17 protein-coding genes are annotated in these 25,813 nt (G+C 36.3%); 5 read left to right on the forward strand and 12 right to left on the reverse strand.

The annotated features are described in order from the left end of the window. Nucleotides 1-19 precede the first annotated feature (19 nt). Both ACODST_RS03445 and ACODST_RS03450 read right to left on the reverse strand, forming a co-directional pair. Complete coding sequence (locus ACODST_RS03445) at nucleotides 20-3,853, reverse strand: WG repeat-containing protein (protein WP_488930717.1); 3,834 nt, start codon at nucleotides 3,851-3,853, stop codon at nucleotides 20-22. A gap of 209 nt (nucleotides 3,854-4,062) precedes the next feature. Continuing rightward, complete coding sequence (locus tag ACODST_RS03450) at nucleotides 4,063-4,554, reverse strand: energy transducer TonB (protein WP_488930718.1); 492 nt, start codon at nucleotides 4,552-4,554, stop codon at nucleotides 4,063-4,065. 638 nt (nucleotides 4,555-5,192) lie between these two features. On the opposite strand from ACODST_RS03450, the gene ilvN reads away from it, so the two are divergent. Beyond that, nucleotides 5,193-5,708, forward strand: coding sequence for an acetolactate synthase small subunit (ilvN, locus tag ACODST_RS03455; RefSeq protein WP_488930719.1), 516 nt, complete (start codon nucleotides 5,193-5,195; stop codon nucleotides 5,706-5,708). Nucleotides 5,709-5,785: 77 nt separating this feature from the next. Here the strand turns inward: ilvN and ACODST_RS03460 are convergent, their stop codons facing one another. The 6 genes from ACODST_RS03460 to ACODST_RS03485 form a co-directional block, all read right to left on the reverse strand. Further along, entirely contained in the window at nucleotides 5,786-6,388 is a 603-nt protein-coding gene (locus ACODST_RS03460; RefSeq protein WP_488930720.1) for a murein L,D-transpeptidase catalytic domain-containing protein, read from the reverse strand. Between the two features lie 267 nt (nucleotides 6,389-6,655). Next, nucleotides 6,656-8,053, reverse strand: a complete 1,398-nt coding sequence (locus tag ACODST_RS03465) for an MFS transporter (protein WP_488930721.1) — start codon at nucleotides 8,051-8,053, stop codon at nucleotides 6,656-6,658. 12 nt (nucleotides 8,054-8,065) lie between these two features. Then, nucleotides 8,066-9,436: a sensor histidine kinase gene (locus tag ACODST_RS03470; protein WP_488930722.1), complete on the reverse strand. Its 1,371-nt coding sequence runs from the start codon at nucleotides 9,434-9,436 to the stop codon at nucleotides 8,066-8,068. Nucleotides 9,437-9,646: 210 nt separating this feature from the next. Next, on the reverse strand, nucleotides 9,647-10,381 hold the full coding sequence (locus ACODST_RS03475) for a hypothetical protein (protein WP_488930723.1): 735 nt from the start codon (nucleotides 10,379-10,381) through the stop codon (nucleotides 9,647-9,649). A gap of 300 nt (nucleotides 10,382-10,681) precedes the next feature. Beyond that, nucleotides 10,682-12,106, reverse strand: coding sequence for a SusD/RagB family nutrient-binding outer membrane lipoprotein (locus ACODST_RS03480; protein WP_488930724.1), 1,425 nt, complete (start codon nucleotides 12,104-12,106; stop codon nucleotides 10,682-10,684). A 12-nt stretch (nucleotides 12,107-12,118) separates the two neighbouring features. After that, on the reverse strand, nucleotides 12,119-15,295 hold the full coding sequence (locus ACODST_RS03485; RefSeq protein WP_488930725.1) for a SusC/RagA family TonB-linked outer membrane protein: 3,177 nt from the start codon (nucleotides 15,293-15,295) through the stop codon (nucleotides 12,119-12,121). A 594-nt stretch (nucleotides 15,296-15,889) separates the two neighbouring features. Here ACODST_RS03485 and ACODST_RS03490 point away from each other — a divergent pair. Then, nucleotides 15,890-16,189: an LPXTG cell wall anchor domain-containing protein gene (locus tag ACODST_RS03490; RefSeq protein WP_488930726.1), complete on the forward strand. Its 300-nt coding sequence runs from the start codon at nucleotides 15,890-15,892 to the stop codon at nucleotides 16,187-16,189. Between the two features lie 59 nt (nucleotides 16,190-16,248). Here ACODST_RS03490 and ACODST_RS03495 read toward each other — a convergent pair whose 3' ends face one another. Then, a complete protein-coding gene (locus tag ACODST_RS03495) occupies nucleotides 16,249-17,124 on the reverse strand; it encodes a class I SAM-dependent methyltransferase (protein WP_488930727.1) in 876 nt (291 codons plus the stop codon). Between the two features lie 125 nt (nucleotides 17,125-17,249). Here ACODST_RS03495 and ACODST_RS03500 point away from each other — a divergent pair, with 125 nt between their 5' ends. Further along, entirely contained in the window at nucleotides 17,250-17,588 is a 339-nt protein-coding gene (locus ACODST_RS03500) for a winged helix-turn-helix transcriptional regulator (RefSeq protein ID WP_488930728.1), read from the forward strand. Nucleotides 17,589-17,768: 180 nt separating this feature from the next. Here the strand turns inward: ACODST_RS03500 and ACODST_RS03505 are convergent, their stop codons facing one another. The 3 genes from ACODST_RS03505 to ACODST_RS03515 form a co-directional block, all read right to left on the reverse strand. Next, nucleotides 17,769-20,717, reverse strand: a complete 2,949-nt coding sequence (locus ACODST_RS03505; protein WP_488930729.1) for an Ig-like domain-containing protein — start codon at nucleotides 20,715-20,717, stop codon at nucleotides 17,769-17,771. Between the two features lie 585 nt (nucleotides 20,718-21,302). After that, entirely contained in the window at nucleotides 21,303-21,755 is a 453-nt protein-coding gene (locus ACODST_RS03510) for a hypothetical protein (RefSeq protein WP_488930730.1), read from the reverse strand. Nucleotides 21,756-21,914: 159 nt separating this feature from the next. Beyond that, nucleotides 21,915-22,550: a hypothetical protein gene (locus ACODST_RS03515; RefSeq protein ID WP_488930753.1), complete on the reverse strand. Its 636-nt coding sequence runs from the start codon at nucleotides 22,548-22,550 to the stop codon at nucleotides 21,915-21,917. A gap of 278 nt (nucleotides 22,551-22,828) precedes the next feature. Between ACODST_RS03515 and ACODST_RS03520 the strand changes: the two genes are divergently transcribed. Continuing rightward, nucleotides 22,829-24,283: an FAD-dependent oxidoreductase gene (locus ACODST_RS03520; RefSeq protein ID WP_488930731.1), complete on the forward strand. Its 1,455-nt coding sequence runs from the start codon at nucleotides 22,829-22,831 to the stop codon at nucleotides 24,281-24,283. A 200-nt stretch (nucleotides 24,284-24,483) separates the two neighbouring features. After that, nucleotides 24,484-25,803 (forward strand): TolC family protein, encoded by a 1,320-nt coding sequence (locus ACODST_RS03525; protein WP_488930732.1) that lies wholly within the window; start codon nucleotides 24,484-24,486, stop codon nucleotides 25,801-25,803. Nucleotides 25,804-25,813: the final 10 nt, after the last annotated feature.

Consider the following 25,813-nt stretch of genomic DNA (forward strand, 5'->3'; position numbering starts at 1 on the left):
TTTTTACTTCTCTTGTTACTTATTTTATTTGAGGCAGTAAACGGTATTTATTGCCATTTTTTGTACAATAAAATAATCCTCTGTTAAAACTAATTTTGTCATACTTAAATGGAACTACTGTTTGATTTTGAGAATTGACAGCACCATATTTTCCTGCTTTTTTCACTATATAATAATCTTCATTTTCTGCTATAGTAATTTCCTCATATAAAAAAGGTACCAGCTGCTTTAAATCATTGGTATACAAACCATAAAAATTGTTCTCATCCTGAATTACTAAATATTTTACACGTTCGCCTGTAAAATTATCAGCTGTTTCAACTTCTTTAAAGCTCACAACAGGTGTTTTATACAGTATATTGTCATCTTTTACAAGATAATACTTTCCATCAGTCTGTTTAGAATACTTCATTTTAAGCTGTTCTTCCCAGGATATATAGGGATATGTATCGCTAATATTTCCATAATAATCTCTGTAAAACATTTTACCGTTTTTATACAAATGATAATTGTTATTACTATCTGTAACAACACTATCCATGATTACCGAAAAAACCTCTTTTCCCTTAAAATCATAAACACTTATAAGCGAATCTTTTTTAGCCGTAATAATAGCTTTTGAAAATTTAATCTCATCAAATTCAGCAGGCAGAAGTATTCCGGAATTTGAATCAAGAAGTCCAACTTTATTCTTTTCTTTTACTTTATAACCTGAAAAAGATGCACTGTAACCTGAATATGGATCTTTAATTTCCAGTGCGTTTATTTCCTGATATTTTTTATCTGTAATGGTCAGGTTGTCTTCATCGATTATTCCGTATACATTATCCTTTTTGCTGATAAATAATTTGCCGTTCTTAGATTCTAAATAGTCGTATACAAAAGGAATTCCGGGTTTTCCTTTAGAATTAAGGGTTCCGTATTTATTGTTTCTTTTTAAAATATAATTTTCAGCAGAACTTCTGTAATAATACTGCTTATTCTTATTCAGGATTGTATCAAAAATAAACTGTCCTCTGTTATCATACTTTTCAAATTTATCTTCAGTCGTTTTAGTGTCAACGTAAGCCGTCGTATATCCAAAATCTTTATCGTCCTGAAAACGATTGGCTCTTAATTTCCAAAAGACCTTTTTTGTTTTCAGGTCATAAACTTTTACAGAATCGGGGCTTCTTATAATAATTACGCCATTGTTTGCACTAAAATCCCAATTTTCATTATTTTTTATTCCAAACTCGGCGATAAGTTCTTTTTGGCTGCTGATTATATGTACCGTTTTATTTTCTTTCCCGTAAACCGTGCAGGCAAACAAATCGCTTTTAAATTGTTTTAAGTACTGGTTTTCTTCAAAATAAAGGTATTGATTGTACATTCCCATTTCCGGGAAATACTTTAACTGAATATCGTCGTAAGTATCCGGCTCCACTATTATTTTTCCATCAAAGTTTATGATACCATCCTTTTTTGAGGTGTTGTTTGAATTAAATCTGAAATAAGCAGAAGCTTTTTTACAAAATTCCTGTGAAGGATAGGGAGACAAATTGCGATACTCCGTCTCGATAAAGTTTTTTACAACAGGATATCTAAAATCAGCAGCCTGCAGCCTTTTATTCATTACTCCTGTCTTATCCCCTTCTTTAAAAAAATAATTATCATTTTTTATTTCATAAAAAGGATGCTCTAATGCCGTTTCATTACCTAAACTATCCACTACAGTATCATAATTATTAGTTCTGACAGCAAAAAAACTGTTGTTTTCATTATCGTTAATTATCTGCAATCCGCGTATATCTTCTATAATTTTTCCATTTCTCAAATTATAAAAAAGTACTTTAGCGGTCTGGTAATTATGAGCCCTTATATAATTAGAATTCACAAATTCAAAAGAATGGCCATTCAATGGCAGTCTTTCTGTTTTGTCCTCTTTAATTTTCAGGACAAAATTCCTATAGGGTTTCTCGTTTATATCGGTACTATGCTTTTCGCCCGCAGCCGAAAATTCTTTAATAAAAATATAATCCGCATTGGTTTTACTGTCAAAATAATCCCAGGTTATCTCTTTGATCTCCCCCGAATAAAGCTCTTTTCCTTTACAATTAAAAATCGTCTGCAATCCATTATCAGCTATTGCATAAAACAAATCCGAATCAAAATTTTTGTATTCGATTTTGGTATATTTAACCGGAATAACTTCTTTACCATTTCGATCGATCAATCCTGATTTTGTCCCTTTGGAAGCAATGAATGTATTTTTCTTAGCATATTGTAAATTGGTGTAAACTGCTGGTAAAATTTCTTTATCATAAGCACTATCATCAAGACCAAACTTTCCGTTTCGTTCAAATATTAATCTGTCAAAGTCATTTTTTCTTCCGTAATCTTCAATACTCCCAATACTAATAGATTCTTCAAAAAGTACATACTTTTTATCCTTCTGATTGTTCTGGGTTTTAACGTCTGCTTTGTCACCGTTTCTTAAATACAAAGTCGCTTTATTATTTTTATAACAGGCAATATTTCCAAAATCACTAGCGAGATACTCAATATAATCAAATTCCGGCGGTATGAATTTATCTCCTTTCTGCACCCCTATGAACCCCCATTTATCAGCTTTTCTTAAAATAAAAACACGATTCGATAAATACCGGATATCATCATAATTCGCTTCGACAATAATTTTCCCGTCTAAATCCATCAGTCCAAATAGCTTGTTTTTTTTGAAAACAATGCCTTTAGGTTTGTCATAATCCGGTGTACAGATTTCTTCGCCATAAATAAGATTAATCCATTTTCCGTTATAAAATGTATTCCCTAATTTATTGATTGAATCATAGATGGGTTCTTTATAGTGTTTATCCTTTGAAATATTATAAATTCCGTATTTATTGTCTTTTTTTACGATAGTATAATAACTGAAAAAACGTGTCGGTCTTATCGTATCTTCTCTAAACGGTGCATTATCTTTATCATTGATAAGTTTGGTAAGCGCATTATCAAAATAAGTAAAACTGGAATGCAAGGGAACATAGGTATCAAATTTATGCGGGTCTGTAATTCCTTCAGGAGTACACAGGTACAAATAATGCTGACCGTTTTTACGAAAAGCAAACCATACATTATCCTTTAAAACCTCATTTTGAACCATACCACTATTAGGTTCAAAAAAATTATCAACATCGTCTAAGACCACTTTTTTGTTTTTTACATCAATGAGCTGGTATTTATTATTCTTGTTCTTAGTCCGTATAAAATCCGGAAAATAATGCAGCGTATTAAAAGTATTGAGATTTTTAAAAAGCAAATTTCCTTCCAGATCATAAACACTCATAATATCGTCATAAGAAAACTGGTTGTATTTAGGGTCCTCAGCTGTTAAAACATAATTGCCGTAAAAACTGATCGTATAATTTCCTAACGGAACAATAACGCTGCCTGTCTCAATATTGATTAAGGTTTGTTTGTTGTTTTTATAAACATGTAAATATTTAAAGTAATGTTCTTTAAACGGAATAGAGTCATAAACAGGCGGCAGCACATATTTTTTTGACTTCTCGTTATAAACTCCCTGAGATTTTAAGACTTTCGATCTGATATAAACTTTGTACAAGGAATCATTCAGCATGGTTTTCTTAAAAAACCGATGCTGCATTATATTTTCTAAGTGAAGCCTGTACAAATTAACGTTTGTGGTTTCAAGCGTTTTTGGGTCCTTTATTTTATTTAAAGTCTGGTATGATTTTAAAAAATCACCTGTGTCATAATAAGTTTGTGCCTGTTCCCGAATTACCTGTATGTCCTGAGAAAACACGGTTAATGGCCCTAAAATGAATACCAATAGTAGTTTTTTTATCATAGCTGTTAAAAATAAGCGGCTGTTACAATTGAATTGGCAAAAAGATACTTTTCTTATTAGTAACAGAGCACTTAAAAAGCAAAAAGGTTGGAAAAGAAACAAAATTATTTTTGAGCATAAAAAAACGATCAGACTTTATGCTCCTTCATCTAAAGAATTTCTTTTGAGGTTATTCAGGTCGAAAACCAATCGTATGGTTATACTTCAGATTACTGCGTATAATAAGGCATGCTGTACAAACATCTTACCGGTTCTCCGTTTATAGAGGCCGGAATCCATTTTGGACTTAGCTTTAAAACTCTTTCCAATTCTTTTCCTGTCCCGTATCCAAAATCGCGAAGAATTTTTATATCAGACAAAGTTCCGTCTTTTTCTATTACAAAAACGGCAAAAATTCCAGCTCTGATAAGAGGCTCTTCATTTCCATATTCATCTTTAACTATTGGCACCACAAAATTCTTTGTTATGAAGAGATCAAATCTTGCTATACCGCCAGGAAAATCAGGCTTGACCTCTACTTCTGAAGTTTTGTATAAACGATTGTTCAACAGCTGTTTTCTGGCAGGAACAGATTCCGGGCTTTTATCTTTCTCAGACTGTTCCATTGATCCCGCTCTTGAATTAATGACTGGCTCACTGGTGTTTTTTTGACAACTTGTAAGCAGGATAAAAGTAAAAAGGATAAAAAACTTTTTTGTCATGGCTTTATGGTGTTTCACCTGGTTTTGGAATCATAGTTAAGAGAATACCAATGTAATGTTTATTTTATTAACACAAACGTTATACTACAAAAGAAAGAAAGCAATTTTGACATAAAAAAAGCCCATTTCATGTGAAACGGGCTTTTGTAACATGTCAGCAGTACAAAAATAAATAGTCCAGCTGCCGGAACACGGAAAACTTATTTCAGCGGATATTTTACTAAATGTGTTCAGAAATTCTTCTAATCTAAAACAGAAATAAAATTTATTGTTTACGAAAAAATAATATATTTGCCCTCACAATAGAAAAAATGAGCAATCCAATTATTACCCTTATTATTAACAGCGCTATTATTATCGATCGATAGTAGTAAAGGGAATTTTTATATAAAAGTATTTAAAGTACAATTTTAAAAACCTCCCACAACGGGAGGTTTTTTCGTTTAGAACCAAAATGAAAAATTTGATGTCAATTATTATCGCAATTATCATTATTCATTCCCCGTGATGAGTCAGGATTGTATTGCCTAATAAAAACCTTTCTCATCCTGCTGAGAAAGGTTTTTTTTTGATCTGAACTGAAAATTAATCTACAAAACTTAAAAATATTTCACTAACAAATAAATAGTAAACATCCAATGAAAGAGCAATACACGCTAACCTTTTACACTGAAGATCAAATGGGATTAGTCAGCAGAACCGCCGTTATTTTTTCGAGAAGAAAAATCAGTTTTGAAAGTTTGAATATTTCTATTTGTGAAATTAAAGGCATGTATCGATTTACCATTGTTGTCACAGAATCCTATGATACAGTACGAAACCTGGCGTTACAAATCGAGAAAATTATTGATGTTTACAAATGTTATTTCAGTACAAATGCTGAAATAGTACATACTCAGACCGCTTTATTTAAAGTTCTAACCTATGAAATAACTAATGACAATGTTCAGGAATTATTGCAAAAGCATAATGCACAATACAGAACTCTGGAAAGAGATTATACCATACTCGAAGTTACAGCACAGGAAACTGAAATTGACTCTTTAGCAAAATCTTTACTGGAAAACGGACTTATCGAATTTGTCAAAAGTCCGCGAATCGCTTTAATCTTATCAGGAAAAGGTTTTAATGAGGAAATGAAAGTACCGGATTAGAAATACAGCATCATAATAAAGTAAAAAGCCCGTTTCTCATTAGAAACAGGCTTTTTAATCTTATATCTTTTATTCTCTTAGTAATAAACCGAAAGCATAATTTTAGAATCTGAACTATCAATTATCTTTTCCAGTCTTTTAAAGAAAACTTCGCTCACCATAGGGCAGCCGTGGCTGTTTATGATGTAATATTCTTTTTCATCGTCCGGAACTTCTCTATAACAGTGTAATACTATAGCTCTTTTTAAAGCATTGCTGTTAGTTTCATCCATTCCGGCTAATCTGAACGCTTTTCCAAAAACACCTTTATACGGTTTTTCTATAGAATAACGTCCGAGGGAAGTACAATTAGAATTAGGAGCATTACTGAACTGAAGAATATCACCTTTTATTCCGGTTTCTGAACCTGAACCGTGGGCAACCAGTCCCTGGTCAATAATTTTATCATTCTCCAGATCATAAACAAAAAAACGATTTTTGCCTGATTTAATTTTCATATCGACCAAAAAAGCAATCTTATTGCTGTATTTGCGATTAGAAGCGGTAAAACTTTTGATTTCTTTTACATGGTCATTAAGTCTAACCAGTTCCAGTTCTGTTAATATCTCTTTTTTGTCCGTTGCATTGTAAGTAGTGAACGAGCTTAAAGAAAAAAGCAGTGCCATAAAAAATATTCTCATACAGAAAATAATGAATTAAGTTAGAAGCAGTTTGGGACAGCTTGTCAGGACTTCCTGACGTTGCAAAATTATGTACAAATTTTATAGAATTCCCATGTTTGCAGTGTTAAAAATATTATAAATATTTGAAAATAGGGCATTTAGATCCATTTTTTTTACTAAAAATTTTAAAGTTCCTTTATTTCCGGCACTTCACAGAGGGCTGCCTTAAGAGTTAAAAAATTCATTTACAACAAATTAAACCTAAAAAAGCTTTTAAACTACCCATTACATATAGCCGGCACCATCCGTTTTACTCAGTTTTGAAAAAGTATAACTTGAAAGAATGGTAAAAACAGAGAGGGTTATAAAGGTATACTGAAAGGCTTTTGCAGGATTTACCTCAAAAATACCGGCCTGAAATAAGGAAAGTATTAAACTTGAGGCCGATACTCCAAAACTAACAGAAAGCTGCTGCATAATCACCAGCATGGTATTTCCGCCGCTGGCAGTATCCTGATCCAGATCAGAAAGTGTAATGGTATTCATTGCCGACATTTGTATCGAGGTAAAAATACCATAAAACACCATCAAAAGTATATAATAGCCAATAGGGGTTTCTTTGGTAACAAATCCTAAAATGATCAATATGATACCCAATAGTATGGTATTGCTGATCAGAACGGTTCTGTATCCAAAAAATTTAATTATACGAACCATAAAAGGTTTTACAGCAACATTTGAAAGTGCAGAAGGCAGTAAGAGCAGTCCTGATACCGAAGCTGAATAACCAAAACTGGTCTGCAGCATCAGCGGCAGTAATAACGGCAGTCCTCCAATTCCTAATCGTGTTATTAAACTCCCGGTTAAACCTACTTTTAGTGTCCTGATATTGAGCAGTCTTAAATCGATAATAGGTTTCTCTGTTTTTTTATAATGAATGTAATAGAAGAGCGATAATAAACCGGAAAGAAACAGCAGTCCCAGAATAACTATCATGTGAATACGGCCGCTTCCAATAAGCTCCAAAACCATTGTAATCAGTATTAAAGCCAGACTAAAATAAACCAATCCTCTAAAATCAAATCTTCCAACAGCATGTTTAAAATTAGGCATAATTTTATAAGCCATAGAAATCCCGATAAGCCCTATAGGAACGTTGACCAAAAAAATCCAGTGCCATGATAAATGATCCGAAAGAAATCCTCCCAGACTTGGTCCTACTACCATTCCTAACAGACCGAAAACGGTAATAAAATTCATGGTTTTAAGAAGTTCATTTTTAGGATACTGATACAAAATGGCCAGTCTGGCTGTTGGTACCATCATAGAAGCCCCCGCAGCCTGAACTACCCTTGCAAGGTTAAAAGTCTGTAAATCTACCGATAATGCGCAAAATAAGGAACCGCTTACAAATATAACAACAGACGTTATAAACATCGTTCTGGTTCCAAACTTATCGGCCAGCCAGCCTGACAAAGGGATAAGCAGAGCAAGAGTCAGCGTATAGGTAACAATAACGGAATGCATTTCTGAAGCCGAATATCCCATACTACGGGCAATAGAAGGCAGTGACGTATTGAGGATTGTACCGTCTAATGATTGTATAAACATGGCTATGGCCGTAACCCAGGGAAGCAGGTGAACAGCCTTCTGCTCTTTTTTATCTTCTGTATTATCCAGCATATTTATTTGTATTTAGTATCTTTTTAACGGCAGAATAAATTTAAAAGTACTTCCTTTTCCTAACTTACTTTCGGCCCAGATTTCACCATGATGTTTCTTTATAAATTCGCTGCACAGTAATAATCCCAGTCCGTTTCCAATTTCATTCTCGGTACCTTTCTGGATCACTTTTTCGTTAATTTTAAAAAGCTTCTCTTTTATATTGTCCGGAATTCCAATACCGTTGTCAGTTATGGATACCTCAACTTCCCGGTCCGACTTCTGCATGGTCACGGTAATTTCACCCTGCTGATCGGTAAATTTCACAGCATTCGTTAAAAGATTTCGTAAAACGGTATTAATCATATCTTTATCTAGCTCTGCTTCAATAATGGCTTCCGATTCAAATTTAAGTATGATATTTTTATTTACTGCCGCATTTTTACTAAGCTTTATGTTTTCTTCTATCAGCTCATTCAGTATCACTTTCCGGGGGTTGTACTCCATCATTCCGGTCTGCATCCTGGACCAGTCTAAAAGATTCTCCAGCAGTTTGTAAATGTTTTTATTGGATTCATGTAGTAAACCTGTAATTTCCTTAATTTCTTCACGGCTGTAACCATCAATTTCCTGAGCCATTATTTCTGACAGCGCAAGCGATGAACCTAAAGGACCTTTTAGATCATGGGCAATTATAGAAAAGAATGCATTTTTATCTTTTAAGAGTTTTTGAATTTTAAGATCCTGCTTTTCTTTTACCAGCAATAAGAAACCAACTGTACCAATAAGAGTCAGCAAAAATAACCCCAGACTGTAGAGACTGTCAAAAATACCCGGCCTGAAAAAATATTTCTGCGGATCAGTATAACTAAAAACAGCTCTCATAAAAATCAAAATTTCAAAAAAAACATAACAAAGCACGTAAAAAATCCGAAACAGATTTTTATTTTTTTCTTTAAGATAACCAATGGTAGGCGGCAAATAAATCGTAAATATCCCGAGCGACATGATCAAAATACGGGTATCAATCGCACTCCCTGCTAATGCCGCCGTATTAAAAAGCAATATTGCGGCAGCGGTAAGTCCTATTTGCAGATGATTGCCCTGTTTTGATTTTGTCTTTATCATAGACATTATGGCAATGGTTTCATAACAACATCCGAGCAGAATAATCGTATTGGCCGCATTGACTGAAAAAAAATCCGGAATTATACCTCTTAAAGAAATAAATACCCAGCCAGCTGTTAATAATACTTTCCCGTATCCAAATATTTTTAGTCTTTTTTTGTTCTCCGCAGTAGCATAAGACAGCGAATAACTAAAAATAAGAATGCAGATAAACAGATTTCCCCAAAAATAAAGAAGGAAAATGGTTTTGGGGTCCAGAGGCAAAAATTTGAACATGCTAGATTTAGGATATAAAAGGCATCTCACAAATATACAAAATCACAGCAAAATCAATGCTTTTACTGTTTTATGTGATTTGACTTATTTGTATTTCCTAAACTCTAAATTCACGGTATTTATTATTATCGTAAGTGTATTTTTAAACTTCATTCCTAAAACTATATTTGAAAACATACCTATTTTTGAAAAGAAAAATGCCGCACTGTCTCAATAAGACGGAAAATGATTGAGACTATCTCTATACTTTACCATCATGTTTTTAAACAAATCTTTATTGGAAGGGGGCGAAAGCACCACTGCCATTGAGCCTGCCGTAACAGCCTGTTCAATACTGCTTATGGTTTTGCCACCGGTTGCCATTATGGGAAAACCAGGAAACTGTATGGAAATTTCTTCTACAATTTTATGGGTATGGATTCCTGCTGTTACATGAAAAATAGTAACTCCGGAATCTATTTTACCTTTTAAGAAACGATAATCTGAAGAAGCGACACTTGCCACAACAGGTATGGAGATTTTTTCGCTTATCATTTTCAGGTCTTTATTCTGAAACGGAATATTAACAATAATACCGGCTGCTCCCGCCTGTTCTGCATACATTGCCATTTCTAATGACTTCTTTCCTCTGGTTGTTCCTCCGCCAACACCGCAAATGACCGGTTTACCTGAAAATTCGATTAATGTTTTGATTATTTTGGGTGACGGTGCAAAAGGATAAACAGCAAGAATAGCATCTGCATCATTGTTTTCAATAAGAGCCATGTCTGTCGAAAAAAGAAATGATTTAATCTTTTCTTTTCCAATCAGCAGTCCTTTACAGCTTTCATTAATCACTGCCGGAGTAGTCAGCGCTTTATTTACTTTTTTTCTCTTTCCGAAGAAACGTTCCCAAAAAGAAACTTTCTTACTCCCCGCCCATAATGAATCTGAATTTATCTGCATATTTTTTTAGCTTTTGATTCAAATTTACCATACTGCCGACTAAATTTTCTTAAAAAACACCACTGTTTTTCGTTTTCTGTAATGAGACAGAAAAAAATTGCAGCAAACCGCAAAGATTCATGGCAACAGCATTATGAAATTCTGAATTTATCGATAAATATAAAAGATCATACTGTTCATTTATTTGAAAAAAATTCTTTCATAACACAAAGCCCCGTATCAAAAAACTGATACGGGGCTATCTCAAAAAAATATCTTGTGGTTCCGTTTTCTAAAAAATAAATACGGATCTAAACTGGTTTATTTTACGTCAAACCAAAGTTTAGTGGTCAGCAGGTCTTTTCCCTGCACAGCAATAGCGGCCTGATAACTTAATCCGTTTAAAGACTGTTCTGTTCCCGGATAAAAGAAACGGGAAGGTATTTTTCCATCCAAAACTGTAGCCGGACCAGCTGTCAGTTCCGGGTAATCCAGTCTTCTCCATTCTGTAAAAGCATCTAAACCCTGTCCGAAAAAAGCAATCCATTTTTGTGTACCAATAGATTTGGCATAATTGGCAGCATCATACTTTACACTTGCCTGATTCAGGTAATTAGAAATAGCGGCAGCATCGGTAATACCAAATTGGTTAAATGAAGCTGTAATGGCATTTTTATAAAGTGTTTCAGCATCTCCCGAAATATAACCTCTGGCAGCAGCTTCAGCAAGATTAAATAATACTTCCGAATACGAATAAATCACAGCCGGCGAAGCAGAAGTCAGGAAATAAGTTCCCGGTTTGGATGTTTTAGCAAAACCCTGGCTGTTGGCATCACTGTTTGACAATCCGTTTGCACCACCAACATAGGTTCCCACAGTTGCATCAGACGGCAGCTGGGCATAAACCGGTAAACGAGGATCTGAAAACTCTTTTAATTTATCTACCATCGTTTTTGAAATTCGGAAATCATCACGGGTTTCAAACCAGGCCGATGCCGGGTTTTGCTGTGGCGAACTGATATAGGTAAATTTAAAAGTGTCGTTATTACTGCTTAAAACCCCGGCTGCATCATTTGTGGCATCTATGGCAGCCTGTTTTGCCAAGGCAGGTTCTTTATCTGAAATTCGTAATGCAATTCTCAGGCGAAGCGAATTCACGAATCTTTTCCATTTGGCAACATCTCCTTTGTAAACTAAATCACCTGTTACCGTACCGTTTGCCGTACCTAACAAAGACTGCGCTTGTTTTAAATCGTCAAGCAGTCCTGTGTACACCTCTTTCTGTGTGTTGTAGGCCGGTGTTACCTTCTGCCCTGCTTCTTTGTACGGAATACTTCCGTAAGCATCTGTCAGCAGTAAAAATGTCCACGAACGAAGCGTTAGAGCAATTCCTTTGTAATTTGAATTGGCCTGAGCATCCGGAAAATTAATAATCGTATTCAAATCTGTAATTAAGGTTGCATAACCTGTATTCCATAAAGAAGTGAAGGAAGTATTTGAAACATCGTATCGGTCCGGTTCTGTGTACTGGATTTTAGCCCAGTGCTGTACAAACAATAAAGACGAATTAAAGTTATTGGCATCTCCCCAATAAAGGTCAGCTCCCTGTTTTAAAGTTCCTGTTAACAGGTAAGGTGCCAACGGATTTTCGGTTGCATTTGGATTTTTATTAATATCATCCAGTGTATCACTGCACGAAGTTAATGTTAATGCAAATAGAGTTATATAGGCTATTTTCTTTAGCATGATTCTGTATTTTTAGAATTTAAGATTAACATTCAAACTGAAATTTCTGGTAGTTGGTAAAGACAAACTTTCCAATCCCTGTGCATTTCCAGTGTTAAAAGCGGTTTCAGGATCAATATTTGGAGCATCTTTATAGATAAAGAACAGGTTACGTCCAACAGCCGTAATGCTTGCGCCTTCTAATCCCAGTTTTCTGGCAAATGTTTTATTGAAATTGTAAGCCAGTTTAATTTCTCTCATTTTTACAAAAGTAGAGCTGTAAATGTAAGCTTCGCTGATGTTGTAAGAGGCTTTGTAATATTCCTGAGCACTAAGTACTGTGGTGTTTGGAGTTCCGTTTTCATATACTCCGTTAAAAATCATACCATCATCGTAAACCGTTACGCCGTTTGGAGCAGTTCCGTTTACCAAAGTTTTGGTCGTACCATTTAAGTAATAGCTCAGACCTCCATTTTCAGCACCACGTCCCGGAAGTGTCGAAGCCAGTACTCCTGTATAAGTTCCCGTTCTGTTCGTTCCTGAGAAAATTTCTCCTCCTACACTCGCATCTACAAGGAATGATAATTCAAGGTTTTTGTAAGTCAGCGTATTGGTAACACCGGCTAAATAATCCGGAGTATAATGTCCTAAAACTCTCTTCGTCGGATCTGCTTTTGGTAATCCGTTTGCTCCTACTACAATATTACCGCTGGCATCACGTAAATATGCTGTTCCGTAAAGTGCTCCGTAAGCCTGTCCTACAGATGCCAGTACATCAACACCTCCTGATGTACCTATGGTATAGTTTTGAATCTGTCTGGCATAATCCAGAATCTCTACTTTACTTCTGTTTGTGGAATAATTGGCTCCAATATTCCATTTGAAGTTTTCAGTCTGAACAGGAGTTCCGTCTAATTGAATTTCTAATCCCCGGTTGTTTACTTTTCCCGCATTAATTAACTGTGAATTGTATCCGCTTGAAGCCGTTGTTTTAATTTCTAAAATCTGGTCGAAGCTGTTTGTATTGTAATACGCTACATCAAAATGCAATCTGTTTTTCCAGAAAGAAGCTTCTAAACCAACTTCTGTTGAACGGGTGGTTTCCGGTTTCAAATTCTCGTTTAGTTTCTTTTGTGAAGAAGTCTGAATTGGATTTCCGTCAAATGCTGTCTGGAAGTTATACACTGTTGACAACTGGTACGGATCTGCGTCATTTCCTACTTCAGACCATCCGCCTCGAACTTTTAAGAAATCCAGTGTATTGCTTTTCAGGTTTAAGGCTTCAGACAAAATCAAACTTCCGTTAACCGATGGATAAAAATAAGAACGGTTACTGCTCGGTAATGTTGATGACCAGTCGTTACGTGCTGTAAGGTTTAAATATGCATAATTTTTGTATCCAAATTGTGCAGATGCATAAGCACTATACACTCTCAATCTTGATAAAGTGTTTGAAGATGTCAGCGGATCTCTTGAATTCGTCAGCGTATATAAATCCGGTACAGCCAAACGCGGCGCTTTTTGATAGTTATTGGCATCACTGTGGTTACGAATATTGAATCCCGCAAGCGCATCTAAACTAAAATCATCATTCAGCTTTTTAGTATAAGTAAAAATACCTTCTGTGTTTTGTTCGTTTACTGTGTAAGCATCTTCAGCATAGGATCCGAAAGGTGTTCCGTTTGTACCGTATTTGATCGTATATTTTCTTCGGTCATTGTAATAATCAACTCCTGTACGGAATCTAAAATTAAGACCTTCAGCTAATTTTGCATCCAAATGAATGTCTCCGATAATACGGTTGCGCTGCTGGCTGGTTGTATTGTAATACGCATTCCAGTAAGGATTGCTGTAATAGCTGTTGTTCCAGTTCACGTCTCTGTTACTCTGCAGCTGGTTGATATCAACCTGACGACCAAACCATAAAAACTGCAGCATTACACCCGCAGCACGGTTTCCTGAAGGTCCTCCCGGTAAAGCCGGAGCATTGGTTGTAATATAATTTCCGGTTACCCCTACTTTTATACTTTTAGAGATTTGATAGTTGGTATTAACTGTAAAATTTGTTTTGTTTACTTCACTATTAGGTACCGTTCCTAATTGTTTTTGGTTGTTTACTCCTAAACGGAAATCTGATTTATCATCTGATCTGGCAACAGAAACACTATTATCATAGGTAACTCCTGTATTAAAAAAGTCTTTCACATTGTCCGGATGCGCTACAAAAGGCACTGCTTCGCCATTGGAGAAGAATTGCGGAATAAGACGCCCGTCCATTCTTGGCCCCCAGCTTTCGTCAACACCATCATTTACTCCGCCTCCTTTTCCGTCAACAAAGCTAAATCTTCCGTTTGAACCTTGCCCGTATGAGTTTTGGAAACTTGGCAGCGTCGCTACCTGAGAAATCGTGATACCTGAATTTACCGTAATTCCCAATCCTTTCTGGCTTTTTCCTGATTTAGTCGTAATCAAAACCACACCATGCGCTGCACGTGATCCGTAAAGTGCTGCTGCGTTTGGTCCCTTCAATACAGTTAAGGTTTCAATATCATTTGGGTTTAGGTCGGCAATCGCATTTTTAAAGTCACGGGTGGCTCCTCCAACACTTCCTAATTGTGAATTATCTACCGGAACTCCGTCTACCACAAATAAAGGCTGGTTGTTTCCTGCAATAGAAGTTTCCCCGCGAATGATAATACGGGAAGATCCCATATCTCCCTGTGAATTTGTAATACGAACCCCAGCCAGTTTTCCGCTAAGACTGTTTAAGAAGTTCGTTTCTTTTGTTTCGGCAATATCTTTGTTTTTAAGTGCCTGAGTTGTATATCCTAAAGATTTCTTTTCTTTTGAGATCCCAAGTGCTGTGACCACTACTTCTGATAACTGATTCTGTTCTTCAACAAGATCAATAACTACCGGATTTTCATTAACCACAACTTCTTTCTTTTTGTACCCCAAAAAACTTACTATCAGGGTATAAGGAAGCTTTTGACCGGTCTGGAAAAAAAACTTTCCGTCAAAATCGGTTACAACGCCATGTGTTGTGCCTTTAATGTTTATGGAAGCACCAATAACAGGCTCTTTTGTAACAGCATCAATTACGGTTCCTTCCAGTCTGGACTGGATCAGAGGTTTTGTTTCCTGGGCTTTAATTCCTATGGAAATCAACAAAATACAGAACCATGTATATCTTTCTAATTTTTTTTTCATTACTTTGTTTTAGTTTAATAAATAAGGTTTCGGGAGATGGATTATTCCACTCCGGCTTTCCTTACAGAGATGTACAATTTCTTTTAAGCTTTACCATTTCTGCTGCAACAGAAATGGTTTTCTTTTTATCTGCATCCGCAGCACATTCGTTTTTTCATTTTCTTTTTATTTTGGATTAGTATTATTTAAACTGGCCTTTATCTATAATTTTATTCCTAAAAATCTAGGTATCATTTGATTAAAATTTAATGTGTTTTTTGGTTTGAAGTCTTATTTTACCTAAAACTCTACTAATTTGATAGAACAAAAGTATATTAAAAATTTAAGACTCAAAATTTTAACGGTTCTTTTTGCAAAAAAAATGTTAACTAAATTCTGAAATACACTTTAAAACACTAATAACAAGAATGTTATATAAAAACAAGTTTTGTGTCTCTATGTAAGATTTTTTTTAACCCAAAGCAGAAACTGAAAAAAATTAAATTCAAAAGGCTTTTAAAAAAAACAACATGCCTTTCTCAACAAACAAATACAAATTGCCTGCTTTTGCCATGAAAAGATATATATTTGAAGAATTAAAAAGATATCATAACAATGAAAAACAGGAATAAAAAAATTGCTTTCTGCTCCCTGCTCTTTTTATTTTTACTAACTGCCTTTTGGTATTTTTATAATCGTAATGAATCTGAAAGGGTTTATGATATCTCACAGCAGGGATTTATAGACAGCGGTAAAACGAATACTACATTTGTTCCTGAACAAAAAACCGATTTTATTTTTACTACGGCAGAAACTGAAATTGATTCTTCCCTGATAATTATAACAGGATTGCTTGTTATCGCCGGGATAACCTTTTTTCTAATCCGAAAAAGGACAAAAAAGAAACTGACCTGATCCGTAACTATTTTTAGTTCCTTATCAAGTCAGATATCCTTATTTATTTGGTATAAAAATTATAATGGTTTTCTGCAGACGACAGCAATAAAATCAAAAGAAGTTGTTTTTGAAGCATCTGTAAATTCAGTTATTTCAAAGCTTTGCAATAATCCAAAAGGTTCAAATTCTTTTTGTACAGAATCTGAATCGTAAAAGAAAACCCGGACTCCCTGTGCGTTTTCAAAAGTATCCCTAGCAGTCTGCTTCCCCATACCATAATTGGATGCTTTTTTTGAAATCACCGAAAAAAACAGGTAACCTCCTGGGCTTAGCTGTTCGTAACAAACAGCAAGCATTTTTTTTCTCTGCTCTTCGTTTAACAGATACAAAAGCCCGTAACAAAATATACCCTCATACCGCTCAGAATCAAAAGGCATTTGTGTTACAGAACCGTGAATAAGCTGTACATTTCCTTTATAATACTGTTGCGCAATGCGGATGGCTGTTTCGGATATTTCAATGCCGGTAACATGAAGACCTTTATCGGTAAAAAACTGTGCATTTCTGCCGTATCCAAATCCCGGTACCAGTATATTTTGTATACCGTTATCTACAAATAATTGAGCTGCCATTACTGCTGAACGGGCTGGCTCAAATCCCCAGACGGTCTGATGAGACCGGAAACAGTTTTCCCACTGTTCCTGCATTTGTCCGGAACTATTTTCTGTTTGCGGGCATAGGCTGTCAGGAATCAGCTTACAGGAAATTCCAAAACGTTCGACAACCGCAATAACTTTTTCAGCATCAAATTCCTTCCCCTCTACTCTCAGTATACGATCCCGGTCCTCCAGATCAAAGCTGACAGTACAATTCTTGTATACTGCCTGTATTGCTTCTTTTATCTGATCCGCTAATTCCAACTCTTTTATTTGGGTTTTAAAAATTTCAATCATCGTCTGGTACTTTTTGCTATAGTGATTATATAGAGCAAAATTACCTATATTTACTTTCCAAAAGAAAGCACTTCCCCTTTGGAAAGTGCTTTCCAAAAGGGAAGTGAACTAAAAAGTAATTCAATATGATACTACCGGATAAAGACTGTTCAAAAGCAATGCTTTCTATTAAAGATGCTCTGGAAGCTGTGAGCGGCAGCTGGAAACTTCTGATTCTGTATGCACTTTGTTCGGGCCCCAAACGGTTCACCGAATTAAAGAAAGAAGTAATTGGCATTACGGATAAAACCCTCGCCAGAGAACTTAAAAACCTTCAGGCCGATAAACTCATCGACCGTCAGGTTCACGACCGTATGCCTGTCGCGATTGAATATACGATAACAGATCACGGAAGATCGCTCAACAAAGTATTGTATGAACTATGGAACTGGGGGCTTTTACACCGTAAAGAAGTTATTGGTTAACTAAACGGTTATTTTTCCTTTTACTATTTCTATAACATCCACCAAAATTTTATTTTTTAAATTAATTCCGTTTAAAAAAAAATGGCCATTCAAAACAATTACAGCAACTTTTATAAAACAAAAAAACAGTCCGAAGACTGTTTTTAGTTTTACGAATAATGCCAATTAACTTTGATGTTTTTATTTCACAATTAGCTTTTTAGAAATATTTAAAACAGCTGAGTTTATAGTAACCACATAAATACCGGACGCCAGATCATGGTTAATTTTAGACGATGTATGCAGCTTTTTCACAAGAACTTTTCTGCCGTTGATGTCGGTTACCGTTACTGTAGCTGTATCATCTGTACCTAACTGCGGTAAAATAACATTAAACTCATTATGAATTGACGGATTAGGATAAATACTCACTGCTGCGTTGTATTCTTCTGCTGCTTCATCTGCTATATTTACCTTTTTGGATGCTGTCGTGCTTTGAAACTGCCATTGTGCACTTTCCCAATTATTCTGTCCTCCGGCATACTGGGCAGAACCATTTAGGTTTTCAATATGAATCATCGCTCCTGTCTGCCATCTGTTTTTAATTCTTACCCAGGTGGCATCTACATTTTCAGAAGACCATTGTGCACTCCACCAGCCGGAAGATCCTGCTGTACACTGTACGGCTCCAGTCAGGTTTTCAATATGCATTACGTCTCCTGTAGCAACATTTTTCAGCATAAAATAAGTCCCGTCTATGGCAACTTTTTCCCATTTATAAGTATTATTCGCCACAGTGGCTCCGTATCCAACATTTCCTCCGGCATCATATAGGTAATTATTGGTCCATCTGTTTTTAATCGTAAAATAAGTTCCTGTTGGGGTATTTACCGTAATAGCAGCGGTACTGGTTTTATTACCATCGGCTGTTGTTACGGTAATAACCGCTGTTCCGTTAGAAACGGCAGTTACCAAACCTGAGGCATTTACCGTTGCTACTCCGGTATTGTTTGAGGAATAACTAACGGATTTATTTGAAGCGTTAGACGGCAGCACAGTTGGAGTTAACTGCTGTGTGGCTCCTACTGCTATTGTCGCCGATGAAGGGCTCAAACTTACACTTGTTACCGCTACACTGGAAGAAGTTACTGTTACGGCACAAGTCGCTGTTTTGGCTCCGTCCTGAGTCGTTACCGTAATAGTGGCAGAACCCGCAGCAACTGCAGTGATTAGCCCTGAAGCGTTTACAATAGCGACTCCTGTATTGTTAGAACTGTAACTTACATTTTTATTTGTGGCATTGGCCGGAGAAACAGTTGGGGTTAACTGCTGTGTCGCACCAGCACCTAAAGTCACACTTGCCGGTGCAAGCACTACTCCGGTAACCGCAACTACAGAAGTCGAACAGGTTGAGCTTTGTGTCCATGAAAAAGTACCAATTGCACTGGTTTCTTCATTGGCTGCAGCATTACCGCCTCTGTTGGAATAATTCATATTACAGTAGGTTCCGTTTCCGGCAGGCGAACCTGCAATAAGTACAAAATAACCTCTGCCCCAGTTTCGGTTTAATGCATTGTTGTTCGGATATTCCTTGCCTGTACCGTTAACCGTAATATCTCTGAAAGAAAGATTGTAAATACCGTCTCCTGATCTTTTGCTAATAGAAATCGCATCATTTCTGGAATCCAGTATATCAATATTGTAGAACTGCACATTTTTCACCTGAGTTCCGGCGTTAGTGGCACTAAAAATATCTATTGCCGCGACAGGATTATTATAGGTATCGTTAAAAGTTCCGCAGGCCGTAATCGTGATATCATGTAATTCATGAAGACCGTCATTGTTAAAAGGGGCTCCGTCAAAATTATTACTGACTCTGACACCCGCTTCCAGGTTGTCTTTTATAATTAAGTTATAGGCTTTGTTGTTTTTACCGCCATAAATAGCAACCCCGCAGGCACGCCAGCAATTTTCCGAAGTATTGTATCGAAAGGTATTATTGATACATTCCTGTCCGTTTGCCGACCACATCGCCTGATCGTCATCGCCATTATTTCTAAAGTTACAATGTTCTACAATTGAATTTGCAGTTCCTTTACAAAGGTTAATTCCATCGGCATAATTGTTTCTAAAACGACAATGCGACATGGTAAAACCATCGGCAATCGTTGGACCGCCCACATTGTATTGTCCAATCCAGGCCCCGCATTCAAAATGTTCTGCCCAAATGTTTTTTACGACTGATCCCGAAGTAAATACCCCGTTTATGGCTTTGTACGAATTACTTCTGGAAGCTGAATTAGTCGTTAAGTACAGGTCGCTAAACGAAATAGCACTGGCATTGGCGCGTAGTCCGCCATTTAAACTGCTGGTATTGGTAAAGTTAATCTGAGTGTACCACATTCCGGCACCTACCAGAGAAGTATTGGCTGCACCAAAGTATAACTCCCTGTTAACATTATAAACACCGGAAGGAATATATATTTTTTTACCGCCGTTTGCATCAATAAAAGTCTGAAGATCGCTTCCGTTTCCGGTATAAGTTACGGCACCGGACGGAGCACTTACTGCTGTAGGAACCGGCTCCATCTCTGCAAAGTCTAAATGAATATTCCCTGATTCCCTTACCAGTCGTAAAGTTCCGGATACCGGTATTTTACTGGCCATTTTATAACGTACTTCATCAAATCGCATTCTTGGGTTCTGATTCGTAATTCCGTTGTTATTAGGATTTCCGTTACTCCATAAATATTCCCATGACCAGGTTGAAGTTAACGTAAGAGTAGTAAGTTTTGTCGTTCCGTTATAAACACCTATAGTACCACTCTGCCCGTCAGGAACGCTGTATCGAATAACAAGTCCGTCGGCAGCTTCGGTAAGTGTCCATTGTACGGTTGCATTGGCCGCAGACATATTTACACAAATCTGGTCTGAAGCTTCTGACTGCAGATCTGCCTGACTATAGGATTTGGACGTAACCGACGCACCATTCGACAGCTGCCCTAAATTGGCTTCATATCTCTTATAAGGTGCATCATAATAACCTCGCTGTGCATATAAATCTGAGGTTAGGAGAACCAATAAAATCCACATTATAATATGGCAGTAAGTCTCTCTTTTAAAAAAAGTAACAGGTAATTGTTTTCTCATAATTTTCGGTTTTTTTTAATAGTTAGTTCCCTTAAAGGGATATAACGAAACTAAACCTTAACTAAAAATTATAAAAAAAGTAGGATAAAAATCAAGATCTGAACCGCAGCGACACAAAATCAAAAAACTGAATATCAATACATTACAAAAAATTCTGAATGAAAAAATCAAGACCTAATATAGATCTTAAAATCATTCTTTTTAATAAAAAAAAATGACAATATGGAAATTTTAAACTTAATTTTTAAATGTATTCCTATTTTTAAGCATACCTGATTATCATATTCTCTTATCTTATTCTGTACAAAAGCAAAATACCTGTTGTTTATGAGATAGTGAAAAAAGGCATTGGTATTTCAGACTGCAAAATTTGAACGATTATTTCCGGAATTATGCTCACCTGCTTTTCATAAAAGCGATTATCGATTAGCAGGACTGTAAAGCTGTAAAGAAACTTTATACAAGTACTTCACCTATATAATCCTAATGCCCTGTAGAAAACGGACAGCCTGCCTGATCTGCTGAAACAAAAAAACTCCAAAATCAAATGACTTTGGAGTTTTTAAATTCTATATCGTATAGATCTTACATTTCATTCAATTCATTGAATTCGTGTAATGATTTTAATGTGTTTTCGTAGAATAAGATCGCAGCGATAAGGTTTCCTTTATCTGAATAAGGCATCATTTTTCTTTGAAATTCTACCGTAGTATCTAAGAAAGTTGATGTACCTACTGCCTGAGCATCTAAGATTTTTTTGTGGTCACCGTCGTCCGGAATACCTAAATCTGCCATTGTAACTCCTGGTTTAGTAACCAAAGCGATGTAAGGCAAAGTTTTTACAAGAACTTTAATACGTTCAATGTACAATTCTAACAGCTCACCTTTTTGCATACCGCTTAATTCTTTCTGATCGTGGTATTTACGGATCAAGGCTGTTGTACTAATAATACTTCTTGGAGCATTCTTCGCCTGAGCAGAAGCCGCTGCTGTAACCAAGAAGAAAAGGATACTTAGTATAGTAATTTTACTCTTCATTTTCTGGATTTAAATTGGTTGTTGTTCAAAAACAAAAATATATAAATTAACTTAAATTACAAGTTTATTGTTTTCTTTTTTTTAAAAAACTTTAACATTTCTTAATACATTACATTTTGCAGGTAAAAAACTACAAAATATTAAAGTTTAGCCGAAGATTTATGATTTTATAATTCTAAAACGCCCCGGATACTTTATAAAGATACTTTTTTTGTTGCCGTAATAGTCCATAAATTCTCCACATACAAAAACAGCGTGCACTTTGGACCAGGCCACTACGCCGCAGTATTCACTTCCGGACTGTCTTTTTAACTTTTCAATCTGTTTTCCTTCTTTAAAGCCGAGATATTTATAAATAGTCGGAGTATAAACAGAACCATCTTCTAAATCTTCCAATGCTGCATCAAAAGTAGATTCCCTATCAATAATCTGTTTGTACTTGGCCATTACAGCATAAGTAAGAACAGCATAATCTACTATTTTTTCGCTGTCGCAGTTGTCTTTTATAAATACAAAACCTGCTGATATTTTAGCTTTATCCAGTTCGTCATCATTCAGGTTAAACGTGGCATTGTTCTTTAAAGTGATTTTGTTTACACTGTCGTTTATCTTTTCCAAAACAAAAAGATTATCTAATCCGTACACATTTAAAGAAGCCTTAATAAAAGCTATGGATGAGCAGTTGGTACGTTCTCCCTGTTTAAAACTTTCGAATATTTTATCAGAACTTAATTGAGAATAGGAATGGGCATAGACGAACAGTAAGAATAAATATATAGGCGTAACCGATTTCATTGTCTTCAAAATTTATAATGGTATCCCGTTGATTTGGGAAAAATATAGATTTTACAAATCTATAAAAATCAGTTAATATTTTTTTCACTTCTGTGTATTTTTCAAAATTATAATCCATTCCATCCAAAATCAGTCAAAATGATTAGAATTTATGAGCTTCTAAAAGAATCTTTAAACAAATACTTTGAAAAAAACTATCTTTGCAGTCGAAAAAACTGAAGTCCCGTTTCTCCAGAAATGGGATTTTTTATGTCTACTTCAACTTTAGAACCCCAACTGTGAAAGAACAGAACGAGACCATAAGCTGGACTATTTGTACAGAATGCCAGGGACGCGGAAAAAAAAGCCGCAGACTTACTAAAAAAGTACGACTGGAATACCAGAGGGCATTTGATCAATTTGAAAAAAACAATAATCAGGGACCTGCACCGGTTCGCCCTAAGGCTCCTTTATATGTATGCCCGGACTGTAATGGTTCCGGACTGCTTGCCTCCGCTGTTTATCCAAAAGCAGATCATGAGCATTATCCTCATGTTGCTATTATTGGAGCCGGAATTGGCGGAACAGCACTTGCCGCCGCCTGTCTGCACCGGGGGATTCCTTTTACGCTCTATGAACGGGATGACAATTTTGCTGCCCGGTCGCAAGGCTATGGACTTACCTTACAACAGGCCAGCAAAGCAATTGAAGGTCTTGGAATTTTTTCTTTAAAAGAAGGTGTCATTTCAACCAAACATATTGTTCACAATACAGAAGGAAAAATAATTGGGGAATGGGGAATCAGAAAATGGCTCGATACAGATCAGAAAGCCTATTCAAAACGAACGAATGTCCATATTGCAAGACAATCCCTTCGTCTGGAACTTCTGGAACAACTCAACGGACATGATTCTGTACAATGGGGACATCAATTATTGGATTTTACTATATCTGAAGATAAAACAATTGAGCTCCGTTTTCAGGTAAAAGACGGAATTAAAAAAGCCAAAGCCGATATTCTTGTTGGTGCCGATGGTATCCGCAGTTCAGTAAGAAGGTTATTAATTGGCGAAGAAACAGCTCCCCTACGGTATCTGGACTGCATTGTCATATTAGGGATTTGTCCGTTAAGTTCGATTAGCGGTACAAACAGTTCCTTATTAGATTCAGCTACCGTATTTCAAACCGCCAATGGCAGTGAACGAATCTATGTAATGCCTTATGATGCCGACTCTGTTATGTGGCAGTTAAGTTTTCCGATGCCCGAAAACGAAGCCATAGCCTTAAGTGCAAAAGGATCTGAAGCACTCAAAGAAGAAGCCTGCCGCAGAACCCAATGGCACGATCCGGTACCACAGATTATAAATGCAACCTGCGAAAACTTAATTTCCGGTTATCCGGTTTACGACCGGGAACTATTGAGTTCAGAGCTTCTATCCAAATACGGTCCTGTAACTTTAATTGGAGATGCCGCCCATCCTATGAGTCCGTTTAAAGGTCAGGGAGCAAACCAGGCTTTACTGGATGCCCTGTCGCTGGCTCGAAGTATTGTAAAAGAATGCAGACCTCTATCAGATTGGAGAAAAAGAGGCGTCAGAGAAGCGGTATTAAGCGAATTTGAAACCGAAATGCTGGAACGCAGTGCAGTCAAAGTAAAAGACTCCGCTGCTGCCGCGCAATTCCTGCACTCGGAAGTTGTTCTGTATGAAGGCGATGAACCAAGAGGAAGGTGTTTAAAGAAAAATGAACCCTGATCCTTTTCTGTTTCGGCTGACTTTTTAAAAGTAATACCCCGCTTTTCAGCAAACCTCTTTCTTTTTTATCCAAAAACTGCAAAACCGTTACATTCCCGTCGATAAAATCTTCGTTAAAATATAGAAAATAAGGGCAGACATCTAGTTCATTATTATATCGTGTAAATTCAGTATTCCTTTGAATCATAAAATTCAGGGAAATGAAAAAAATAGTTATAATAATACTTCTTATATTCCAGTCCGGAGTTATTTCCGCACAGGAAAAAGCAGCCAAAATATGGAGCCTTCAGGACTGCATTTCATATGCCGTACAAAATAACATTACGGTAAAACAGGCCGAACTTACCCAAAATTCAGCCGAGATCAATTACAAACAGTCCAAATACGAACGTCTGCCGAGTGTAAGTGCTAATGCTTCGCAAAACATGAACAACGGAAGCAGTATTGATCCTATTACCAGCAATTATGTTTCACAGCTTATCCATTCTACAAGCGCAGGTGTGAATGCCTCAGTAACCTTATATAAAGGCAATTACATTAACAATACGATTAAACAAAACGAACTGCTGGTAAAACAAAATGAGTTCTATGTTTCTGAAGCCAAAAACAATACGCTGCTAAGTGTAGCCCAGGCTTATCTTCAGGCTCTCTATTATAAAGAAGGAATTGAAACTGCCAAAAATGTTATTGCTTCCTCAAAAGAACAGCTTAATCAGACAAACCTGAAATACAAAGCAGGATCTGTAGCGGGACTTGATGCGGCTAATCTGGAAACACAGCTTAAGAATGATGAAGTAACACTGATAACCGCACAGAATAATTACCGCCAGCAGCTCATCAACCTGAAACAATTACTGGAACTAAATCCCGATGAACCGTTTGAAATCGAGTCGACTAAATTAAGTGCCGATCAATACCTGCTGCCAGATCTAAAAACAGTTTACAACACCGCTGTATCCAATCTGCCGGAAATTAAAAGTGCCGCGCTTCAGACATCCATTAAAGAATTAGAATTATCTAAAGCCAAAGCAGGTTATTTACCGACTTTAAGTCTTAATGCCGGACTAAATTCGGGGTATACCAACACACAAAACTTTGGCTTTTTTAGTCAGTTCGATGGTAATTTTTACCAAACCGTGGGACTTTCTTTAAACATTCCCATTTTTAGTAAATACCAGAACAAAGCCAATGTTGCCAATGCTAAAATCGAAATCGAAAGCTCTAAACTTTCAGCAGCTTCAGAAAACAAACAGCTGTATCTGAAAATTGAAAGTGCCTGGCAGAATGCGGTTTCAAGCCAAAGTCAGATGGAGGCCGCTGCCGCTTTGCGAAACTCTTCGAAACTGGCTTATGATATGTCTGTAAAAAAATCAGAATTAGGGGCTTTAAACTCAACCGATCTTCTGGTTAGCAAAAACACCTATCTGAATGCGGAACAAACTTATCTGCAGTCCAAATTATCATTAGCATTGTACTATCAGCTTCTTCAGTTTTATCAGGGAAATCCAATTCAAATTTAAAATAACAGCG

The sequence above is a fragment of the Flavobacterium sp. FG19 genome (genome assembly GCF_057809475.1).